15 protein-coding genes and 1 pseudogene are annotated in these 19,777 nt (G+C 52.5%); 15 read left to right on the top strand and 1 reads right to left on the bottom strand.

The window, feature by feature from the left end; translation table 11 throughout:
* The first annotated feature begins 204 nt into the window (after nt 1-204).
* The 8 genes and pseudogenes from rlmH to pmbA all read left to right on the top strand — a co-directional run bounded on the left by rlmH (nt 205) and on the right by pmbA (nt 10,862).
* Nucleotides 205-677: pseudogene (gene rlmH, locus MN084_RS16945) on the top strand (23S rRNA (pseudouridine(1915)-N(3))-methyltransferase RlmH).
* 204 nt (nt 678-881) lie between these two features.
* Nucleotides 882-1,091 carry a Maf family protein gene (locus MN084_RS16940; RefSeq protein ID WP_320416366.1) on the top strand — a complete coding sequence of 70 codons (210 nt, stop codon included), beginning with the start codon at nt 882-884 and terminating at the stop codon, nt 1,089-1,091.
* Between the two features lie 113 nt (nt 1,092-1,204).
* Entirely contained in the window at nt 1,205-1,342 is a 138-nt protein-coding gene (locus tag MN084_RS16935; RefSeq protein WP_320416367.1) for a hypothetical protein, read from the top strand.
* Nucleotides 1,339-2,799, top strand: coding sequence for a ribonuclease G (rng, locus tag MN084_RS16930; protein WP_241085655.1), 1,461 nt, complete (start codon nt 1,339-1,341; stop codon nt 2,797-2,799). The genes MN084_RS16935 and rng overlap by 4 nt, the downstream gene beginning before the upstream one ends.
* Nucleotides 2,800-6,930, top strand: coding sequence for a YhdP family protein (locus MN084_RS16925; protein WP_241085656.1), 4,131 nt, complete (start codon nt 2,800-2,802; stop codon nt 6,928-6,930). It abuts the gene before it with no gap.
* 155 nt (nt 6,931-7,085) lie between these two features.
* The gene (locus MN084_RS16920) at nt 7,086-7,916 is read left to right on the top strand and encodes a carbon-nitrogen hydrolase family protein (protein ID WP_241085657.1); all 831 of its coding nucleotides are present in this window, start codon (nt 7,086-7,088) and stop codon (nt 7,914-7,916) included.
* A 104-nt stretch (nt 7,917-8,020) separates the two neighbouring features.
* Nucleotides 8,021-9,466, top strand: coding sequence for a metalloprotease TldD (tldD, locus tag MN084_RS16915; protein ID WP_241085658.1), 1,446 nt, complete (start codon nt 8,021-8,023; stop codon nt 9,464-9,466).
* Between the two features lie 52 nt (nt 9,467-9,518).
* Nucleotides 9,519-10,862 carry a metalloprotease PmbA gene (pmbA, locus tag MN084_RS16910; RefSeq protein WP_241085659.1) on the top strand — a complete coding sequence of 448 codons (1,344 nt, stop codon included), beginning with the start codon at nt 9,519-9,521 and terminating at the stop codon, nt 10,860-10,862.
* Nucleotides 10,863-11,017: 155 nt separating this feature from the next.
* Here the strand turns inward: pmbA and MN084_RS16905 are convergent, their stop codons facing one another.
* Nucleotides 11,018-11,938: an adenylate kinase family protein gene (locus MN084_RS16905; protein ID WP_241085660.1), complete on the bottom strand. Its 921-nt coding sequence runs from the start codon at nt 11,936-11,938 to the stop codon at nt 11,018-11,020.
* A gap of 337 nt (nt 11,939-12,275) precedes the next feature.
* Between MN084_RS16905 and MN084_RS16900 the strand changes: the two genes are divergently transcribed.
* The 7 genes from MN084_RS16900 (at nt 12,276) to yihA (ending at nt 18,660) form a co-directional block, all read left to right on the top strand.
* Nucleotides 12,276-12,620, top strand: a complete 345-nt coding sequence (locus MN084_RS16900) for a hypothetical protein (protein WP_241085661.1) — start codon at nt 12,276-12,278, stop codon at nt 12,618-12,620.
* Between the two features lie 78 nt (nt 12,621-12,698).
* Nucleotides 12,699-13,952 (top strand): 6-phosphofructokinase, encoded by a 1,254-nt coding sequence (locus MN084_RS16895; protein ID WP_241085662.1) that lies wholly within the window; start codon nt 12,699-12,701, stop codon nt 13,950-13,952.
* A gap of 211 nt (nt 13,953-14,163) precedes the next feature.
* Entirely contained in the window at nt 14,164-16,191 is a 2,028-nt protein-coding gene (locus MN084_RS16890; protein ID WP_241085663.1) for a sodium-translocating pyrophosphatase, read from the top strand.
* Nucleotides 16,192-16,350: 159 nt separating this feature from the next.
* On the top strand, nt 16,351-16,899 hold the full coding sequence (gene ppa, locus MN084_RS16885) for an inorganic diphosphatase (RefSeq protein WP_241085664.1): 549 nt from the start codon (nt 16,351-16,353) through the stop codon (nt 16,897-16,899).
* A gap of 53 nt (nt 16,900-16,952) precedes the next feature.
* Nucleotides 16,953-17,528, top strand: a complete 576-nt coding sequence (locus tag MN084_RS16880) for a metallophosphoesterase family protein (RefSeq protein WP_241085665.1) — start codon at nt 16,953-16,955, stop codon at nt 17,526-17,528.
* 47 nt (nt 17,529-17,575) lie between these two features.
* Nucleotides 17,576-18,055, top strand: coding sequence for a cyclic pyranopterin monophosphate synthase MoaC (moaC, locus tag MN084_RS16875; RefSeq protein ID WP_241085666.1), 480 nt, complete (start codon nt 17,576-17,578; stop codon nt 18,053-18,055).
* A complete protein-coding gene (gene yihA / locus MN084_RS16870) occupies nt 18,052-18,660 on the top strand; it encodes a ribosome biogenesis GTP-binding protein YihA/YsxC (protein WP_241085667.1) in 609 nt (202 codons plus the stop codon). The genes moaC and yihA overlap by 4 nt, the downstream gene beginning before the upstream one ends.
* Nucleotides 18,661-19,777 lie beyond the last annotated feature (1,117 nt).

Raw genomic sequence — 19,777 nt, 5'->3', positions numbered from 1 at the left:
GTAATATTGGCCGTTGAGATCACAATCTGTTCCGATTTAGGGTGACTAAAAAGTGGGATGCTTGGGACTATACTGGGCAGACGCAAAAGCGTACGCGAGGAGGTGCTAAGCACAAAAACGGCGCATTATTGCACAGCTTGGTCGGCGAGAGTAGGGGCAGAAATTCCGTACCCCTTCCCGCTCAACATCCTCTACAATCCATCCATGCGTATTCACTTGATCTCCGTTGGTAACAAAATGCCCCGCTGGGTAGAGGAGGGATATCAGGAATATGCCAAACGGCTACCGGCTGAGTGTTTACTTCAGCTGCTGGAGATCCCGTCCGGCCATCGCGGCAAGAGTGCAGACATAAAATGCACCCTGCGTGATGAAAGGAGAGCGGATGCTGAAAGCGATACCACGCAACTGCCGGGTAGTGGCGTTGGATGTGAAAGGCAAAGCCTGGAACACAGAGCAACTCTCCAGCCAGATCGGCAACTGGATGAACAACGGTCAGCATCCGGCAATACTGAATTGGTGGACCGGAAGGGCTGGCTGAGGAGTGCCTGAAACGGGCCGATAGCCGCTGGTCTCTCTTCCCACTGACCATGCCGCATCCGCTGGTCAGGGTCGTGGTGGCTGAGCAGATTTACCGCGCCTGGAGCCTGCTTCGTAATCACCCTTGTCACCGGGTTTGACTCCTTATCATGATAAGATGGGCTGTCTGTCTTTCATCTCTTCAGTAGTGTAGTGTGGAGCAAAAGGCGGCCGTACCAAATCATGCTTGCACGGATCCGTCTTGCCTCCCAGTCACCCAGAAGAGGTGGACTCCTGTCACGGACCTTCTGATATCAGTAGAAGTTGACGAAACGCCCAAGGCGAGGGAGAAGCCGGCCGATTATGTGTTCCGACTTGCCCGGGGGAAAGCCGAAGCCGGCCGGAACGCGAGTCGAAATACAACGCCTCTGCCAGTTCTGGCTGCCGGGACTTCAGTCATTATAAATGACAAGATTCTGGGTAAACCGAAAAACAGGGACGAAGCTCTGGAGATGATGGCCCTGCTCTCCGGCCGCACCCAGAGTGTACTCACTGGCGTGGCACTGTGCAGATAAAGAGCACAAGGTGCTGCCTGAGCATAAGCAGCATCACCTTTCGCAACGTCAGCCCATAGGAAATCACGGCCTACTGACAGAGTGGAGAACCGGCTGACTACGGAATACAGGGCATGGGTGCTCTTTTCATCTCTCGTCTTGAAGGGAGCTTTTCTGGCGTTATGGGGCTGCCACTGTTTGAAACCGGTGTACTGTTAGGTTATGTCGGCGTTGTAATGATCCCCGGAAATGAGAATGACGTAAGTAGATGAGTGAAGAGATCCTGGTAAATGTGGCCCCTCCCGAAACACGGGTTGCTGTGCTTGAAAATGGTGTGGCGCAAGAGATTATTATAGAGCGCACCCAACACCGTGGCTTGGTTGGCAATATTTATAAAGGCAAAGTCTGCCGCGTTCTCCCCGGGATGCAGGCTTCATTTATCGATATTGGCCTGGACCGCGCAGCATTTCTGCATGCCACCGACATCACCGATGGCAATACCACCGAAAACGACCAGACCGGCAGTATCAGCGAACTGGTCAGGGAAGGTGGTGAAATTGTAGTGCAGGTGGTCAAAGATCCCCTTGGCTCAAAAGGGGCCAGACTGATAACCAACCTCTCCATTCCATCGCGCCATCTGGTGTTTATGCCATCGCTCTCCAGCATTAGCATCTCCCAAAAGATTGAGGATGAGGATGAGAGGGAGAGGCTGCGCGCCCTGATTGAAGAGATAACCGATGACACCACTCTGCCGGGGAGCTTCATTATCCGTACGGCTGCAGAAGGGGCCAACGCAGAAGCTCTCAAAGCCGATGTACGATTTCTCACCCGTCTCTGGCTCGATATCCAGGAGCGGATAAAAAGCACCCCGCCAGGGATGCTGATCCACGAAGATCTCCCTCTGTTCCTGCGGGCAGTACGGGATCTGGTCAATCCTGAAGTGGATAAACTGCGTATCGACTCTCGAACCAGCTGGCAGAAATTACGGGCATTTGCAGAAAAACTGATACCCGATAGTCAGGTGCAGATTGAATACTATCCCGGTGAGCGCCCTATCTTTGACCTGTATGGTGTTGAAGATGAGATCCAGAAGGCGCTTGAACGTAAAGTCCAACTGAAATCGGGTGGCCATCTGATCCTCGATCAGACTGAAGCCATGACCACCGTCGACGTCAACACTGGTGCTTTCGTTGGTAATCGTAATCAGGAAGAGACGATTTTCAAAACCAACATGGAGGCCGCCCAGGCTATTTGCCGTCAATTGAGACTGCGTAATCTGGGCGGCATTATCATTATCGATTTTATCGACATGATCGATGAAGAGCATAAACGCCAGGTGCTGCGGGCACTGGAAAAAGCGCTGTCCAGAGATCATGCGAAAACCCATATCACCGAAGTCTCCACGCTCGGACTGGTGGAAATGACCCGAAAAAGAACCCGGGAATCACTGGAACACGTGCTTTGCGAGACTTGTCACTGCTGTGGGGGCCGCGGCTCGCTGAAAACAGCGGAAAGTGTATGCTTCGAAATCTTTCGCGAGATTCTGCGAGAGGCCCGCCAGTTCGATGTAGAGTCACTGCTGGTTCTGGCATCCCAGGAAGTGGTGGACCGGCTGATGGATGAAGAGTCATCAACGCTGGCGGAGCTGGAGGGATTTATCCGCAAGACCATCCGCCTCCAGTCAGAGGATCTCTACTCCCAAGAACAATATGATGTCGTACTGATATAGATGATCCGCCTGTTCCACTTTTCCATCTCAGCACTCAAGCATCTGCTCATCCTGTCAATTGTTGTCGGCGGTCTGGTTATCGGCATGGGCAGGCTGCTGGCTCCGGCAATCGCCAATTATCGGGGTGAGATAGAAGAGTGGTTAAGCAAAAGCCTTGGCCAAACGGCCAAGATAGGCAGTCTGGAGGGTAGTTGGAGCGGTATCGGACCCGAGTTGATTTTGCGGAACCTTGCCCTCTCAGATGGCGGCAGCGGCGATCCACACCTTAGACTGGGCGAGGTGCATATCTCTATTGGCCTCATTGATAGTTTGCGGCGGGGAGAACCCACACTCCGGAAAATCACTCTCGTCGCACCACGACTGCGCATCACCCACCTGGAGGATGGCTCGGTTACCGTCGCTGGCCTAGGGGGCATCTCTAACACCGGCGGAGACAGTAGTTCAGCCTTTCTACTCCCCACTCGCCTGGACATACAACAGGGAGAAGTGCTCTGGAACGATATCGCCACCGATGCACCTCCCCTGCTGCTAACCGGAGTCATTCTCGATCTTCATAATGATGGCGACCGCCACCAGCTGAACGGCAGCCTTGCGTTGACAGAACAAAATGATAGCCGGTTGCAGCTGGCAATCGATTTCTCCGGCCAACTGAACAGAGCCGAAACATGGTCAGCAGATCTCTACTTCAAAGGCAGCCAAATCAACCTCGGCAAACTTCTCAACCGCCGGATACCCGGTGAATATCAGTTCGGAAAAGGGGTTACAGAGGTGGAGCTCTGGAGCCGCGTGGAGCGAGGAAGAATGGTAAGCCTTGAGGGGATCGTCGATTGGAGAGCGTTTTCCCTGATGCGGAAAACAGCCGCAGAAGAGGAGACCAGAAGTCAGCATTTTGATCATTTGAGCGGCGCATTTAAGTGGCGCAGACAGGATCGAGGATGGCGGCTGGATGTAGCTGGCATCGAGTTTCAGCGCATGGGATTGAGCTGGCCAAAGACCCGCTTCAGCCTGCGTAGCCGCAGCAATGAACAGGACCAGCTTCAGCTGAGTGCAGGCTCCAGCTTTGCACGGCTGGAAGATATCATTGCCATCAGCTCACTGCTCCCGAATATCCCTGCCGGACTGGAGGAGACCTTAAGCGGAATTCAGCTCCATGGCGATCTTCACGATCTCCGTGTCCGCTATGCAGATTCAGACCAGGGACCGCTCTGGTCTGCTACCGCAAAAGCCCTCGCCATCTTCACCCAACCCTGGAACCGGATCCCCGGCATCGATAACCTCTCACTACAACTCTGGGCTGACCAGGACAAAGGAAAAATGAGTCTGGCATCTGAGGGGGTCACTGTTCACCTCCCTGGGCTGTTTCGCGATCCACTGCTGCTCAACCAGCTTCAGGGCGATCTGACCTGGCAACGCATGGACGATGGTGGCTGGCAGATAGCCACCCAAAAACTGGCCGCGGAAAACAACGATATCAGTACCATAACCCGTTTGCGAATGCAGTTTCCAGCCAGCACTGACGAGTCGGTGTTTATGGATCTACAAACCGATTTCAGAGATGGCGATGCCAGCACCACTCCCCGTTACCTGCCCGCCGGGATCATACCAGATAGCGTAGTTGACTGGGTTGACCGAAGCATCATCAAGGGTAAAGTAATAGAGGGCAGCGCCCTTGTCCGGGGGCCACTGAAAGATTTTCCATTTGCAAAAACACCCAGCGGGCGTTTCGAAGTCTTCTTCACTACGGAAGAGCTGACTCTCGACTACTGGCCAGGCTGGCCAAAACTGGAACAATTAAGCGCAGAGGTCCGCTTTCTGAACACCCGGTTCGACACCTGGGTAAAGCAGGGGAAAATATTCGACAGCGATCTCCTGTCAGCTCATGCCAGAATCGAGGATTTGACGCGCACGTCACCATTCAAATTGACCGGCGGTGTCAACGGAGACTTCAGCGACGTCTTGCGACTGCTGCGGGAATCACCATTAAAAGATGATTTTGCTGCACTAACAAAAGGATTACGCGGCGAAGGCGCCTCCCGGCTGGGGCTTGATTTTTCAATCCCGATCGATGATTGTTCATCTTTCCAGATTGATGGCAAACTCGCTTTCCAGAAAACCACGCTGCATCTCGACGATTGGCAACTCACACTCAATGGGATAGAGGGCGACCTCTATTTCGATCAGGCGAAAATTTACGGAAAACAGATCACCGGAACCACGCTTGGCAATCCCGTACAGGTGGCTGTTTCAACCCCACCCGAGAACAGCAAAGCAACCAGGATAACCGCCCACAGCACTATTCCAACCACGCTGCTAATGGATCGTTTCCCTGATTTGACACTGCTGAAAAAAGTGCATGGCAGCAGTGATTGGCAACTACAGATCGATATCCCCCATCTGGCGGCAGGGCCCGAAGCCGCGGTTCCCGTGGTAGTGACTTCAGACCTGGAAGGACTCACTATCGATCAGCCCGCACCCCTGGGTAAATCATCACTTGAGAAACGGGAATTTTATCTGGCCAGCGACTTCAGCAACAAACCCCAACGCCCACTGCAACTTCGTTACGGCTCACTGACTGACATGGCACTGCTACTCGATATCCGTGACTCGGCAAACCCCACGCTGGTACGGGGCGGCATCCGGCTTGGCGGTGCCAAAGCCCGGCTACCGGAAAAAGATGGCCTGATAATCAGCGGTCAATGGCCAGAACTGAAAGTTGATCCCTGGCTGAAAATTGTCAATCAGCCGAAAACTGAAAAAGAGCTGCCACCGATTAACCAGCTGGATCTCTATTTTGGAAAACTGCAAATGGGGGAGATGGAGCTGGAAGATTTTAAGCTGCTGATGAACAGAGGGCAGTACGGCTGGCGCGGGGATATATCCAGCAATCGATTCAGCGGCCAACTGCTGATTCCTAATGATCTTCAACAGACACCAATCCGGGCCATCCTGAAAAAGCTTGATATCACTCTTGACCCGGATAATATTCCATCCTCACAGGAAGATACAGCGGTCGATTACAACCCGGCAGAATTGCCGGCTATTGAAGCAACCATAGACCAGGTAACCATCAACTCTCATCCGTTTGGAGCACTGCAGTTAATCTCGCGTAAACGCCCTGAAGGCTGGGAGATTCAGACCCTCACGCTTAAGTCAAAAAGACTCCAGCTGTCGGCTGCATTGCAATGGTCACAAGCCACCAACGGCACACAAGCCACCAACACAACCCTCTCTCTGGAAAGCAATAATCTGGGAGAACTTCTGAGGGACCTTGGTTTTACCCAAAATATCGACAACGCTCCTGCAGAGATAAATAGCCGGTTGAATTGGCAGGGATCACTCCTGGGTTTCCAAAAAGAGAGGCTCAACGGCCAGGTTGGCATACAGATCGGCAAAGGCCGCTTTTTAGAGGTGGACCTGGGCATCGGCAGAATCTTTGGACTACTTAATATCGGCGCACTGCAGCGCCGTCTTACCCTAGATTTCAGCGATATATTCAAAAAAGGCTTCGCATTCGACAGCATAGAAGGCGATTTTCTGCTCGACAGTGGTGATGCCTATACCAATAACTTCGTCATGTCCGGCCCATCTGCAACCATCGAAATTGCGGGAAGAATCGGTCTGAGCAGCGAAGATTTCGATCAACTGGTCACCATCACTCCCCGCCTCTCTTCCAGTCTGACGATGGCGGGTGCTATTGCCGCCGGACCGGCAGTCGGGGCAGCACTTTTTCTGGCACAACAGATTATCGGAAAAGAGCTGGATAAAGTGACACAGATCCAATATACGGCCGCTGGCCCCTGGTTTGAACCCATCCTCACGCCAAAAACCATTGAACGCCCGAACGCCACAGACGAAGCTACAGACATAAGCTCTATCTACTCCCCGAAACAGGGTGAGACAAAAACTTGGCAGCTTCTGTCACCTCATGGCCAACGCCAATTTTCCCTTACTGATAACGAATTCAATCGTCAGGAGGTGAATCCAGATGCAGACGCTGGAGCTTCCGCAGATCAAATCACTGAAGATCAGGAGCAGCAGAAGGGGTTCTTTTCCCGCTTATTCAAAGCGATGAAACCCACCGGACAAACCTATCAGGAGCCGGACGACAAAGGTACGCTGCCCAGCAACTGACACTGCCTGTTACAGGAAACCGATCACGCTATCTATACGCCCCAACTCTGGTGAGGGATGGGGGTTAATGCTATTCTGCAGGCAGATTTATCGCGGCAGACTATGCATGCCCGGTAATTTAGTAATAAATTTTCAGACAGCGATAGTCATAAATAATGATTACTAAGAATCAAAAAATTGCCGCTATTCTGATGGCCAGCAGCTCCGATGTCAGCGCCAACCTACTGGAGGCCGAGCGCTTGGCTGCGGAAGCGGTAGAGAATGGCGCAGGCCTGGTGGTACTACCTGAAAACTTCGCCTTTATGGGTAAGCATGACCGTGACATGTGCGCCATCAGGGAGACGGAGGGTAATGGTCCCCTACAGGATTTCCTCAGCCAACTGGCAAAACGTTACGGCATCTGGCTGGTGGGTGGAACCATCCCCCTTGAGGCCCACGACAACAGCAAAGTGCGTGCTGCCTGCATGGTCTATAACAGCGAAGGTAAACTGGTCGCCCGCTATGACAAGATCCATCTGTTCGATGTCAATTTGATCGAGGCGAATGAACGCTACAAAGAATCCGAAACTATCGAAGCAGGGGATGAGGTGGTTGTTGTTGACTCCCCTTTCGGCAAGCTCGGCATCGCCATCTGCTACGATCTGCGCTTCCCTGAAATCTTTCGCAAACTGCTGGACCAGGGGATGGAGGTGGCCTGCATACCCTCCTCTTTCACCGCCATCACCGGCAAAACCCATTGGGAAACCCTGGTACGTGCAAGAGCCATCGAAAATCTCAGCTATGTTATTGCCGCGGCACAAGGCGGGTTCCATATGAACGGGCGGGAGACCCATGGCCACAGTATGATTGTCGACCCCTGGGGCAGCGTACTGGCACAGGTGCCTCGCGGTACTGGTTCCGTCAGCTGTGACATGGATTTAGAATATCTCTCCAGCACCCGCCGTAACTTCCCGACGATAGATCATCGAACGCTGAAATGTGACTGAATGCGAGGGGCAACCCCTGCAAATACCAGGCAGCATATGTGGTTGAAAAACAACCGCAACAGCCCAATGCTGAAGATAACCTAACAGACAAACCCTGGAAACTGATGCCCGATCCCATCGCTATAGCCCGCAATACACTACTCGCCCCTGCCGAACTCAAAGAGAGTGACCTGGACAGGGTTATGGAGCAGCTGCTCTCCAACCAAGTTGATATGGCCGATCTCTACTTTCAGGCAAGCCGCCTGGAGTCATGGGTATTGGAAGACGGCATCATCAAAGAAGGCAACTACAACATCGAACAGGGTGTTGGCGTTCGCGCAATCAGCGGCGAAAAAACCGGCTTCGCCTACACCGATGAAATTCAACTTCCCAGCCTGCTCGAAGCAGGGAGGACAGCCAGGGCCATCGCCCAAAGCGGACAACAAAACCATATTAAAATCCAGGCCACTGCTGTCAGCCACACGCTATATGAACCGATCAACCCTCTGACAACCATGAGTGAGCAGGAGAAAGTGGACCTGCTGCAGCGGCTGGATGCCGAAGCGCGCAAACAGGACCCACGGGTCAAACAGGTGACCGCCAGCCTGGTATCAGCCCATGATGTGGTGCTGGTCGTCGCCAGCGATGGGACACTTTGCGGCGATGTACGCCCACTGGTACGTTGCAACGTCAATGTCATTGTCGAATCCAAGGGCCAGCGTGAACAGGGCTCCAGCGGCGGTGGCGCAAGAGAGAGCTTCCAGTTTTTCATTGATGAAGATCGCGCTCTGTGGTACGCTGGAGAAGCCGTGCGGCAAGCCCTGGTCAACCTGGAGGCAATCCCCTCCCCCGCCGGCAGTATGACGGTTGTTCTGGGTGCCGGCTGGCCTGGCATATTGCTGCACGAAGCGATTGGCCATGGACTTGAAGGCGACTTCAACCGCAAAGGGACATCGGCTTTTTCCGGCCGCATTGGAGAGAAAGTGGCGGCAACCGGCTGCACCATCGTTGATGATGGAACGCTGCCTGGACGGCGCGGTTCACTCAACATGGACGATGAAGGCACCACCTCGCAACAGACAATACTGATCGAGAATGGCATTCTCAAAGGCTACCTGCAGGACAAACTCAATGCCCGGCTGACGGGTGTTTCATCAACAGGAAACGGGCGTAGAGAGTCCTACGCCCACCTGCCAATGCCACGCATGACCAATACCTACATGCTGCCGGGAGAAATGGATCCTGAAGAGATCATCGCCTCGGTGGAGAACGGGTTATACGCCGTCAACTTTGCTGGCGGGCAGGTGGATATCACCTCCGGGAAGTTTGTCTTTTCCGCCAGCGAGGCCTACCTGATCAAAAATGGCAAAGTGACCCACCCGGTAAAAGGGGCCACCCTGATTGGCAACGGTCCCGATGTACTGACCAGAGTCAGCATGATTGGCAACAACCTTGAACTGGATGCAGGTGTTGGCACCTGTGGAAAAGAGGGCCAGAGCGTGCCTGTGGGCGTGGGTCAGCCGACGCTGAAAATTGATCAGCTCACAGTAGGTGGGACAACTAGAAAATGAGCTTCCGTAAAGGCGCTTATTCAAGTTAGCAGAAAAAATGGCCGTAAAAATAATGAGAGAAATTGATAATATGAAACAGCGTCAGGCCCAATTGCAGCAGATGGTTATGGATCTGCTGACTGAAGCCGAAAAACAGGGTGCCAGCGCCTCGGAAGCAGCCGTTTCCATTGATGCTGGACTTTGTGTCAATGTTCGCATGGGTGAGGTGGAGACTATCGAACACACCCGCGACCAGGGACTTGGAATTACCGTCTATCTCGGTCAGCGCAAAGGTTCTGCCAGCACCTCTGATTTCAGCCACGAGGCGATCAAGGATACCGTGAAAGCGGCGTGCAATATTGCACATTACACATCAGAAGACGATTGCGCCGGATTGGCGGATAAAGAGCTGATGGCCAAGGATACCCCTGACCTGGATCTCTACCACCCGTGGAATCTCGATGTGGAGAGTGCTGTCGATTTGGGCAAAGAGTGTGAAGCTGCCGCCCTTGATCTGGATGCACAGATTACAAACTCCGAGGGAGCGGGAATCAATAGCCACAACGGGCTGCAGGTTTATGCTAACAGCCACGGATTTATCGGCGGTTTTCCAAGCAGCCGACACAGCCTCAGCTGTTCCGTCATCGGGCAACAAGGTGACTCCATGCAGCGCGACTACTGGTATACCGTTGCACGCAAAGCAGAAAACATGGAGTCCTCCGTCTCTGTCGGACAAAAAGCGGGCGAGCGGACACTCGCCCGACTGGGCGCCCGTAAAATCTCCACCCGGGAAGCACCTGTCATTTTCCAGTCCGATGTTGCTGTCAGCCTGCTGCGGGTATTGCTCGGCGCCATCAGCGGCACATCGCTCTATCGCCAGGCAAGCTTTCTGCTGGATCATCTGGGCAAACAGGTTTTCCCCGATTTTGTCCATATTCACGAAAACCCCTTGCTCCAGGGCGGCCTTTCCAGCTCCCCTTTCGATGGTGAGGGTGTCGCTACCGCCGCCAAAAACATCGTCGAGAACGGCATGCTCCAGAGCTATATCCTGGGCAGCTACTCAGCACGAAAACTGGGCATGCAGACTACCGGTAATGCCGGCGGCGTCCGCAATCTGGCCATTGACCCCGGAGAACGGGACCTGAACAGTCTCATCAAAGAGATGGATTCCGGTTTGCTGGTCACCGAGATGATGGGCCAGGGAACAAATATGGTCACCGGCGACTACTCCCGTGGAGCTGCCGGTTTCTGGGTTGAAAATGGAGAGATCCAATACCCGGTGGAAGAGATCACCATTGCCGGGAACATGAAACAGATGTTCTCCCAGCTAATCGCCGTCGGTAACGACGAAGAGCTTAGAGGCAGCATTCGAACCGGGTCATGGCTTATTGAATCCATGATGATTGCCGGGGAGTAAGTTTTTTCGAGCAAATGAAAACACTATCGGCTGAAAGCCTGCTCTAACCGGCCATTCCGGCCGATTGAAGCAGTTTGGCTGAACCTGGTAGCCCAACAGTACCAATGCTATACCCATCGCCTAGAAACGAGAGGCTAAGGCGGCAACACGACTTGCTATCGCCTTGAGCCTTTTTTCTTTGTAACGGTCTTTTTCCTGGCAGCGGCCTTCTTCGCCGGGGTAGCCCTCTTCTTAGTTACTGCTTTTTTCACTGGCACCGCTTTTTTCTTGGCGCCAGCAGTCTTTACTGGCTTGCTCTTTATCTTCTCAGCTCCAATCCGCTCTGGAGCGGGCTCGGCCTCCACCAAAGGTTCAGCATCTTCTGGAGCCAGATCAAAGCTCACCGCTTCAGCGGCCTCTACAATGGGTTCAGTCTCTATAATTGTCGGAGGGTGCGCATCAATCACCCTGCGTATCGCAGCATAGGTGGCTTCAGAATCCCTTCCCGCATCGATCTGGCGCAGTTTTCCATGGAGTATGTAGTATTGAATCATGGTGGCGGATTGAGCCTCATAGATTCGCATCCGGTTAGCGATAGCCTCATCATTATCGCCCGCTGGACGCCTTACCCGTCCACCACACTTATCACAGATACCCTCCACCCGGAGGGGAGCACTAAAAATATTATAGGTATGACCACAAGCCCGGCAAATCTGCCGCCCCTCCAGCCGCTCCATGAAATCATCAGATTCACCCTCCAGCAACAACACCAGATCTAGCGGGAGGTTCATCTCATCAAGAATCCCATCCAGTGCATCGGACTGGGAAGCCGTTTTAGGGAAACCGACCAGCAAAAAGCCATTACGCACATCGGGTTCGGTGAAGCGCTCTTTGAACACGGCACAAACAATCTCGTCAGGCACATGCCGCCCCTGATCGAGATAGGGTTTAGCCAGTTTCCCGGCCTCGCTCCTCTCTGCCGCAGCCTCTCGGACCATCTCCGCCGTAGAGATACGGGGAATACCGTAATAGCTGGTCAATTTTTTTGCCTGGGTCCCTTTGCCGGAACCTGGCGCACCCAGCAATATGATCCGCATGATAACTCCTTTCTCTGCTTCAGCCTGTTCGATTATCGGGCATGACCCAGAACCAATCGACATATTCGGAACATCTCAGAAACTCCGTGCAGTTGCATATAGGAGAATATGGAGATACCCTGCATCGCACGAAGTTATTGAGAGCTTACTTATATACAATCTAACACACTGATAATGCAGTGAATTAGGAAAATCCATGGCGGCATCCAACAATTGCATTGGCCGCTGAAAAACCGGTCCGATACAGTAATCGCAGAATTCCCGTAAAGTCAATGTAAAATGAAAGGTTAGCGAGTCAGACTGTTCTTCCGGGCTTTCACAGAAAGCAGGACAAAAAATGAACCAGATACCGGATATAACCGACAGCGAAAACTGGACAATTCGTACCACCCTTAAGGAGCGGTATAAGAACGATGTTGAGTTGCAGATTGCCGATGCAGAAATCCGCCTTCAGGCTTCAGACCGCGAACTCAGCAACTGCCCTGTCTGGGTCTGGAAGCACGGTGGCTGCAACTTTGTCATTTTCAAGTCGGGTGAACACAAATACCGCTGCCAGTTCTTTTATAAATCTTATCGCCAATACAGCACCGGGGTTTACGAATACACAGATGTAGCTGAATGCGTTGTCTCTCTGCTTCAGGCACAAGCCGACTTCGAGGCGAAAGAACAGGGCGACCTCTGAATTGACGTGACCGGGGATGGCCCTCCGACCAATTCCCACTATTTTTTAAGACAACCCTTTACAGAGAGGAAGGGAAGCATGAGCAAGAAAAACGCTTTCTACGCACAATCCGGCGGTGTAACCGCTGTGATCAATGCATCAGCCTGCGGCGTTATCGAAACCGCCCGCAAGCACAGCGACAAGATCGGTAACGTCTATGCCGGTCGTAACGGCATCATCGGTGCACTCACCGAAGACCTGATCGACACCAATCAGGAGAGTGCTGAAGATATTGCCTGCCTGCGCCACACGCCATCCGGTGCTTTCGGCTCCTGCCGATTCAAACTCAAGAGTCTTGAAGAGAACAAACGCGAATATGAGCGCCTGATTGAGGTATTCAAAGCCCATAACATCGGTTACTTCTTCTACAATGGCGGCGGCGACTCCGCCGACACTTGCTATAAGGTGTCCCAGCTCTCTGAAAAGATGGGCTATCCGGTCCAGGCGATCCATGTACCAAAAACCGTGGACAACGATCTGCCAATCACTGATAACTGCCCTGGTTTCGGTTCAGTAGCCAAATATATTGCCGTCTCCACCTTGGAAGCCTCCTACGATGTGCGCTCCATGGCCAAAACATCTACCAAAATTTTTGTTATTGAGGTAATGGGCCGCCACGCCGGCTGGATTGCTGCTGCGGGTGGTTTGGTGGAAGACAACGATATCCCGGTGGTCATTCTCTTCCCTGAAATCGAGTTCAACCAGGAGAAGTTTCTGGCGAAGGTCGATGGAAAGGTCAAAGAACACGGCTTTTGCACCATCGTGGTCTCTGAAGGCACCCACTGGCCGGATGGCAAGTTCCTGGCTGAACAGGGTACCCGCGATTCATTTGGCCATGCCCAATTGGGCGGTGCCGCGCCGGTGGTTGCCAATCTGATTAAAGATGCTCTGGGTCATAAATTCCACTGGGCTGTGGCCGACTACCTGCAACGTGCAGCACGCCACCTCTCCTCCACCTCGGATGTGGAGCAAGCCTATGCACTGGGCAAGGCCGCAGTTGAGATGGCGTTGGAAGGCGACAACTCCATTATGCCAACCGTGGTGCGGAAATCCAGTAGCCCTTATCAATGGGAGATTGGCAGAGCCAACCTCTCCGAGGTGGCCAACGTCGAGAAGATGATGCCCATGGAGTTCATTACCGAAGATAGTTTTGGCATCACTCAAGCCTGCAAGGAGTATCTCTACCCGCTGATCGAGGGCGAGGCATACCCTCCCTATGAGAATGGCATGCCGGTGTATGTCACGCTGAAAGGTGCAGCGGTTGAGAAGAAATTGGAAAGCTTTGAGCTGTAATCAAAAAAATAAAGGGGCATAATGCCCCTTTATTTTTTATACCGATTGACCCTAATCAATGCACAAGCGGTATGAAAAGGGAGGTATTTTCTTGGTTTATCTAAGGGAATAATGGAGAGTGTAAAAACATGGTTCGGCAACAGATAATAATAAACAGCTGTTACCGGGTCAGAAATAACAGATATATTCACTTACTCGAGGAGAGCCCAACGTGAGCAATGAGCTAATTTTCGCCCTGGCCTGTGCAGTCGCTGCACTGGCTTACGGCTTCGTATCCGTAAAATGGATCCTGGCGCAACCGGAAGGCAACGACCGGATGAAAGAGATCTCTGCCGCGGTACGGGAAGGCGCAAGCGCCTACCTGAACCGCCAATACACCGCTATCAGTATTGTTGGTGTGATCATGCTGGCCATTCTCTGGGTAGCACTGGGCTCAACCACTGCTATCGGCTTTACCATAGGCGCTATACTCTCCGGTGCTGCCGGCTACATCGGCATGAACATCTCGGTACGTGCCAATTCACGCACCGCTCAAGCCGCTAACGACGGCCTCAACGCCGCTCTGCAGATCGCCTTTCGCGGCGGTGCCATCACCGGCATGCTGGTGGTTGGCCTGGGTCTTCTAGGTGTTGCCGGTTACTATGGTATTCTCACCATGATGGGTGTCAGTGAATCTGACACGCTGCATGCATTGGTCGGCTTGGCCTTCGGTGGCTCCCTGATCTCCATTTTCGCACGGCTTGGCGGTGGTATCTTCACCAAGGGTGCCGATGTCGGTGCCGACATCGTCGGTAAAGTGGAAGCTGGCATTCCTGAGGATGACCCACGCAACCCGGCAGTTATCGCTGACAACGTAGGCGATAACGTGGGCGACTGCGCCGGCATGGCAGCGGATCTGTTCGAGACCTACGCGGTAACCGTGGTAGCCACCATGCTGTTGGGCAGCCTGCTGGTCTCCGGCGGCACCGCCATCACTTATCCTCTGGTATTGGGTGGCGTCTCTATTATCGCTTCCATCATCGGTTCCTACTTCGTCAAGGCGAAAGAGGGCGATACCAAGATCATGATCGCCCTCTACAAGGGCCTGGGTGTAGCCGGTGCTATCGCGGCGGTCTCTTTCTACTTTGTTACTGATTACATGATGAGCGACGTAGTGATTGAGGGAGTAACCAATCCAACCATGGCGTTATTTGGTTCTGCTATGATCGGCTTGGTGCTGACGGGAGCCATGGTTGTGATTACCGAGTACTACACAGCGACAGAATACAGCCCGGTCAGGCACATCGCCGAAGCCTCCACCACGGGTGACGGCACCAACGTCATCGCCGGTTTGGGTGTCTCGATGAAATCCACAGCTGCACCGGTTCTGGCCATTTGTGCCTCAATCTGGGGCGCCTATGATCTGGCGGGACTATACGGCATCGCCATTGCCGCTACCTCCATGCTCTCCATGACCGGCATCATCGTCGCACTGGACGCCTACGGCCCGATCACCGACAACGCCGGTGGTATTGCCGAGATGGCCGAACTGGATGAGAAGATCCGCAACATCACCGACCCTCTGGACGCCGTGGGTAATACCACCAAAGCAGTAACTAAAGGTTATGCCATCGGTTCTGCCGGTCTGGCTGCGCTGGTACTGTTTGCTGACTTCACCCACAGCCTCGATGCTGCAGGCAAGAGCGTGACCTTTGATCTCTCGAACCATATGGTGATCATCGGTCTGTTCATTGGCGGACTGGTACCCTACCTGTTCGGTGCCATGGCGATGGAAGCTGTCGGTCGTGCTGCCGGCGGTATCGTCAACGAAGTGCGTCGTCAGTTCAAAGAGATGCCCGGTATCATGGATTACAGCCAGAAGCCTGATTACTCAAAAGCTGTGGACATGCTGACCCGCTCAGCCATCAAGGAGATGATCATTCCCTCCCTGCTGCCGATCGCAGTACCCGTGATTGTCGGTCTGACACTTGGCGCTCAGGCGTTGGGTGGTTTGCTGATCGGCACCATCGTAACCGGCCTGTTTGTCGCTATCTCAATGACCACCGGTGGTGGTGCCTGGGATAACGCCAAAAAGTACATCGAGGATGGTAACTTTGGCGGCAAAGGCTCTGATGCCCACAAAGCGGCCGTTACTGGTGACACCGTAGGCGATCCCTACAAAGACACCGCCGGTCCTGCGATCAACCCGTTGATCAAGATCATCAACATTGTTGCTCTCTTGATCGTGCCTCTTATCTAAGAGATAGGGACCCGGGAGCAGGCATCAGAAGCACTATGATTTGATCCTTGCTCCTGACAAATCCGGTATAACTCTTATGGTTTTACCGGAAGTTTTGATAAAAAGATGGAGGTCGGTTCTAATAACCGACCTCCTTTCTTTTGCACGGCGAAAAAACAGATGAATCTGGATAGAGTCAGCACCGGCAGTAATGTACCCAACGAGGTTAATGTGATCATCGAAATTCCGGCCCACTCCGACCCGGTAAAGTACGAACTGGACAAGGATACCGGCGCGATGTTCGTCGACCGCTTCATGTCAACCGCCATGCACTACCCTTGCAATTATGGCTACGTCCCTCATACCCTCTCGCCTGATGGCGATCCGGTGGATGTTCTGGTAATGACACCTTACCCGCTGATCCCAGGATCTGTCATTAGTTGCCGCCCCGTGGGCGTTTTAAAAATGACCGATGAATCGGGTGATGATGCCAAAATCCTTTCCGTCCCCATCGACAAGCTCTGCAAAAGCTACCGTAGTGTGGGGGATTTTAGAGACCTACCCCAGGACAACCTAGACCGTATCTCCCACTTCTTCGAACACTACAAAGATCTGGATGAGGGCAAGTGGGTGCGTGTCGGTGGCTGGGGTGGTGTGGATGAGGCAAAAAAGGAGATTATGGAGAGTGTCAAGATGTTCCAAGACGCTCCTGAAAAGCCCAATTTCTAATATTAATAACCTAAAACCAGGAAGCAGCGAACCTGAATACTGGACAGTTAATTATGAAAATATGCATATTATCCGACAGCCATGACCACATTCCACTGCTGGATGCAGCGGTCGCCGAGGCAAAAAAGCGGGGTGCTGAAGCAGTTATGCACTGCGGAGACGTGGTTGCACCCAGCACCCTGAAGTGCCTCAATAAGTACCAGATGCCGGTGCATGTGATCCACGGCAACAATACGGGCGACCTGTATACCTTGGGGCAGCTTGCCAACAAAGAAAACAACGTCATCCAATACTACGGAATGGATGCAGGGCTGACCCTGGGCGGTAAAAAAATCTTCCTGGTCCACTATCCACACTACGCCCGAGCCCTGGCCTCCACTGGAGACTGGGACTTGGTATGCTGCGGGCACAGCCACAAGGCGTCAGTGGATTATCTGAGCAACATAAAAGGGGGTAAAACCCCTCTGATGAATCCAGGCACGGTGGGCGGCGTGGGCAACGACCCGGCAACCTATATCATGCTGGATCTGGAAACCATGGAGTTTGATATTCACGAAATACCCAAAAGCATCGAACGTATCAGTGAAGCTCCCTATTCAACTGCCACCACCACGGATGCCGGCCAGTAGCCGGATCCATACTGAACATTTCCCAACAAATTTTAACGCCAGAAGCTATGAGTAAACTAACCCATTTCAATCAATCCGGTGAAGCCCATATGGTCGATGTGGGTGCAAAAGAGAGCACCCTCAGAGTTGCTGTCACCGAGGGGCGGATCCAAATGGAATCTGCAACCCTGGAACTGATTCAGCAAGGTGGACACAAGAAGGGGGATGTCCTGGGTATTGCGCGGATTGCCGGCATTATGGCCGCCAAAAAAACCGCCGACTTGGTACCCCTCTGTCACCCACTGGCCCTCACCCATGTCAATATCGACCTGACACCCGACCCCGAGACATCGAGCATATACTGCCAAGCCACCGTAGAAACCCGGGGCCAGACAGGCGTCGAGATGGAAGCGCTCTGCGCCACCCAGGTCGCACTCCTTACCATTTACGACATGTGCAAAGCGATTGACAGAGGCATGACCATCAATCAGGTTCAGCTACTGGAAAAAAAGGGTGGTAAATCTGGGCACTGGCTACGCGAGACATGAATCCCTTCTATCACCGGGCCTGTTTCCTCACCAGTGGAGCCAAACTGAACCAGACACCAGAGGACAGTGGCTACGAAGTGGCCTTTGCCGGACGTTCCAATGCAGGGAAATCCAGCGCCATCAACACCCTCTGCCAACAGAAAAGTCTGGCCCGAACCAGTAAAACGCCAGGACGTACCCAACTGCTCAACTTCTTCAGCCTGGACGATACCCACCGCCTAGTGGACCTGCCGGGTTACGGCTACGCCAAAGTCTCAGAAGCGGTAAAGCGGGAGTGGCAAACAGAACTGGCCCACTACCTTGAGCAACGAGAATCCCTGAAAGGGGTGGTCCTGCTGATTGATATCCGCCATCCAATGAAGGCATTTGATCTACAGATGCTGGAGTGGAGTAACGAAATAAAACTGCCCGTCCATATTCTTCTGACGAAGGCCGACAAATTAAGGCGTGGCGCAGCCGCCAGCAGCCTGCTACAGATGAAAAAAACACTGAAAAGCATGAAAAACCCCAATATCAGCATCCAGCTTTTTTCTGCACTTAAAAATCAGGGAATCGATGAAGCGCATGCCCAGTTGGACCGATGGTTTGAACTGGCCGTAGATTAGGGACTCACCCGCCCCCTCTAGTTTCAAGCCCACCACCGTATAAATTTGGTGAATTCAACTCCAAAGTGCATCACTGGGTGACTAAAAAGAGATGATTTGAATGTCTGATAAAATGAGGCTGCGAAATCTTATTTAGTCGTCCCTGAAGTATCAGGCTGAGAGTCTGGTTCCTGGACCTTTTAAGTCTGACTCTCCGCCCATTGTTGGAATAATCATACGATTTCCCACTAACCTCATCCAAGCACAATTTAGCCAAGCTAACAACTTGGCTAAATTGTATCCCGCTGCAGCCAAAACCATATTAGCTTCATTACCATACTCAGCTTTAAGGTAGTTTCGACTTAGCCTATTGTCTGATTTAAGGTGCCCAATAACCGGCTCGGCGCTTCATCCATTTTCGGGTTGACCGAGTCGCCCTCTTAGGGAGCCTGCCATAGGTTTTAACATCAATTTCATCGCCTGCGCGGCACCCAGAGTAACCCTGATCACAATATGCATTCTTGAACTTTCGGCTGCTCAAACTCTCCGCTTGTTCAAGTGGCCGCCATAGAGTGTATCCCATCATAAGGATTACCCGTCAAACTCCGTGTGCCAACTAACCAGTTGCCTCTGGATCTGGTCACGAATGAGGCTTTATTGCCAAACGCGTAATGCTTGTGCGCTTTACCCTTGGTAATGCATTCCTCTTCTGCTGCATGCACGCTGTAAAGCTTGTTTTTGTCTTGTCGTTGTTGTGCCAGTAAACGAGTGGCTAACGGGGCTGGCCAGCACCTTTGTTGTAAATGATATCAATGTCAGCTTCAAGTTTTTCCCTGTTCATTTTCTCGGATAACCGCACCAATGGGTGCGAGAGATTTAAGATCTGAGAAAGTTGTTAACGGAATAAATCAGCACTGTTATCCGGGCTTTGTGGTTTCATAATTTGCGGGGTTTTGATGTTGAAGGAGGACCTTCCTCGCAAACCATTCTATTATAATTAGCTTATTAATTCATATTTATCATTTTGTTATAAGTAATTCATGGGGCGACGACTACGTATCGAAAAGCAAGAGAAACCTCTGTGTACTCTGCGTTCTTTTTTAAACGTTCTCTGAAAAAATGCATAAAATAGTCTCTG

Source organism: Candidatus Vondammii sp. HM_W22 (assembly GCF_022530855.2).
Taxonomy (GTDB): Bacteria; Pseudomonadota; Gammaproteobacteria; order Chromatiales; family Chromatiaceae; genus Vondammii.
This window is presented reverse-complemented; position numbering and strand designations above follow the sequence as displayed.

Excerpts from the sequence above, each read along its gene's own strand:
- pmbA (WP_241085659.1), top strand. The coding sequence starts at position 9,519 with ATGAGAGAAATTGATAATATGAAACAGCGTCAGGCCCAATTGCAGCAG.
- rng (WP_241085655.1), top strand. The coding sequence starts at position 1,339 with ATGAGTGAAGAGATCCTGGTAAATGTGGCCCCTCCCGAAACACGGGTT.
- MN084_RS16935 (WP_320416367.1), top strand. The coding sequence starts at position 1,205 with ATGGGTGCTCTTTTCATCTCTCGTCTTGAAGGGAGCTTTTCTGGCGTT.
- MN084_RS16900 (WP_241085661.1), top strand. The coding sequence starts at position 12,276 with ATGAACCAGATACCGGATATAACCGACAGCGAAAACTGGACAATTCGT.
- MN084_RS16920 (WP_241085657.1), top strand. The coding sequence starts at position 7,086 with ATGATTACTAAGAATCAAAAAATTGCCGCTATTCTGATGGCCAGCAGC.
- MN084_RS16905 (WP_241085660.1), bottom strand. The coding sequence starts at position 11,938 with ATGCGGATCATATTGCTGGGTGCGCCAGGTTCCGGCAAAGGGACCCAG.
- MN084_RS16880 (WP_241085665.1), top strand. The coding sequence starts at position 16,953 with ATGAAAATATGCATATTATCCGACAGCCATGACCACATTCCACTGCTG.
- MN084_RS16895 (WP_241085662.1), top strand. The coding sequence starts at position 12,699 with ATGAGCAAGAAAAACGCTTTCTACGCACAATCCGGCGGTGTAACCGCT.
- tldD (WP_241085658.1), top strand. The coding sequence starts at position 8,021 with ATGCCCGATCCCATCGCTATAGCCCGCAATACACTACTCGCCCCTGCC.
- moaC (WP_241085666.1), top strand. The coding sequence starts at position 17,576 with ATGAGTAAACTAACCCATTTCAATCAATCCGGTGAAGCCCATATGGTC.
- yihA (WP_241085667.1), top strand. The coding sequence starts at position 18,052 with ATGAATCCCTTCTATCACCGGGCCTGTTTCCTCACCAGTGGAGCCAAA.
- ppa (WP_241085664.1), top strand. The coding sequence starts at position 16,351 with ATGAATCTGGATAGAGTCAGCACCGGCAGTAATGTACCCAACGAGGTT.
- MN084_RS16925 (WP_241085656.1), top strand. The coding sequence starts at position 2,800 with ATGATCCGCCTGTTCCACTTTTCCATCTCAGCACTCAAGCATCTGCTC.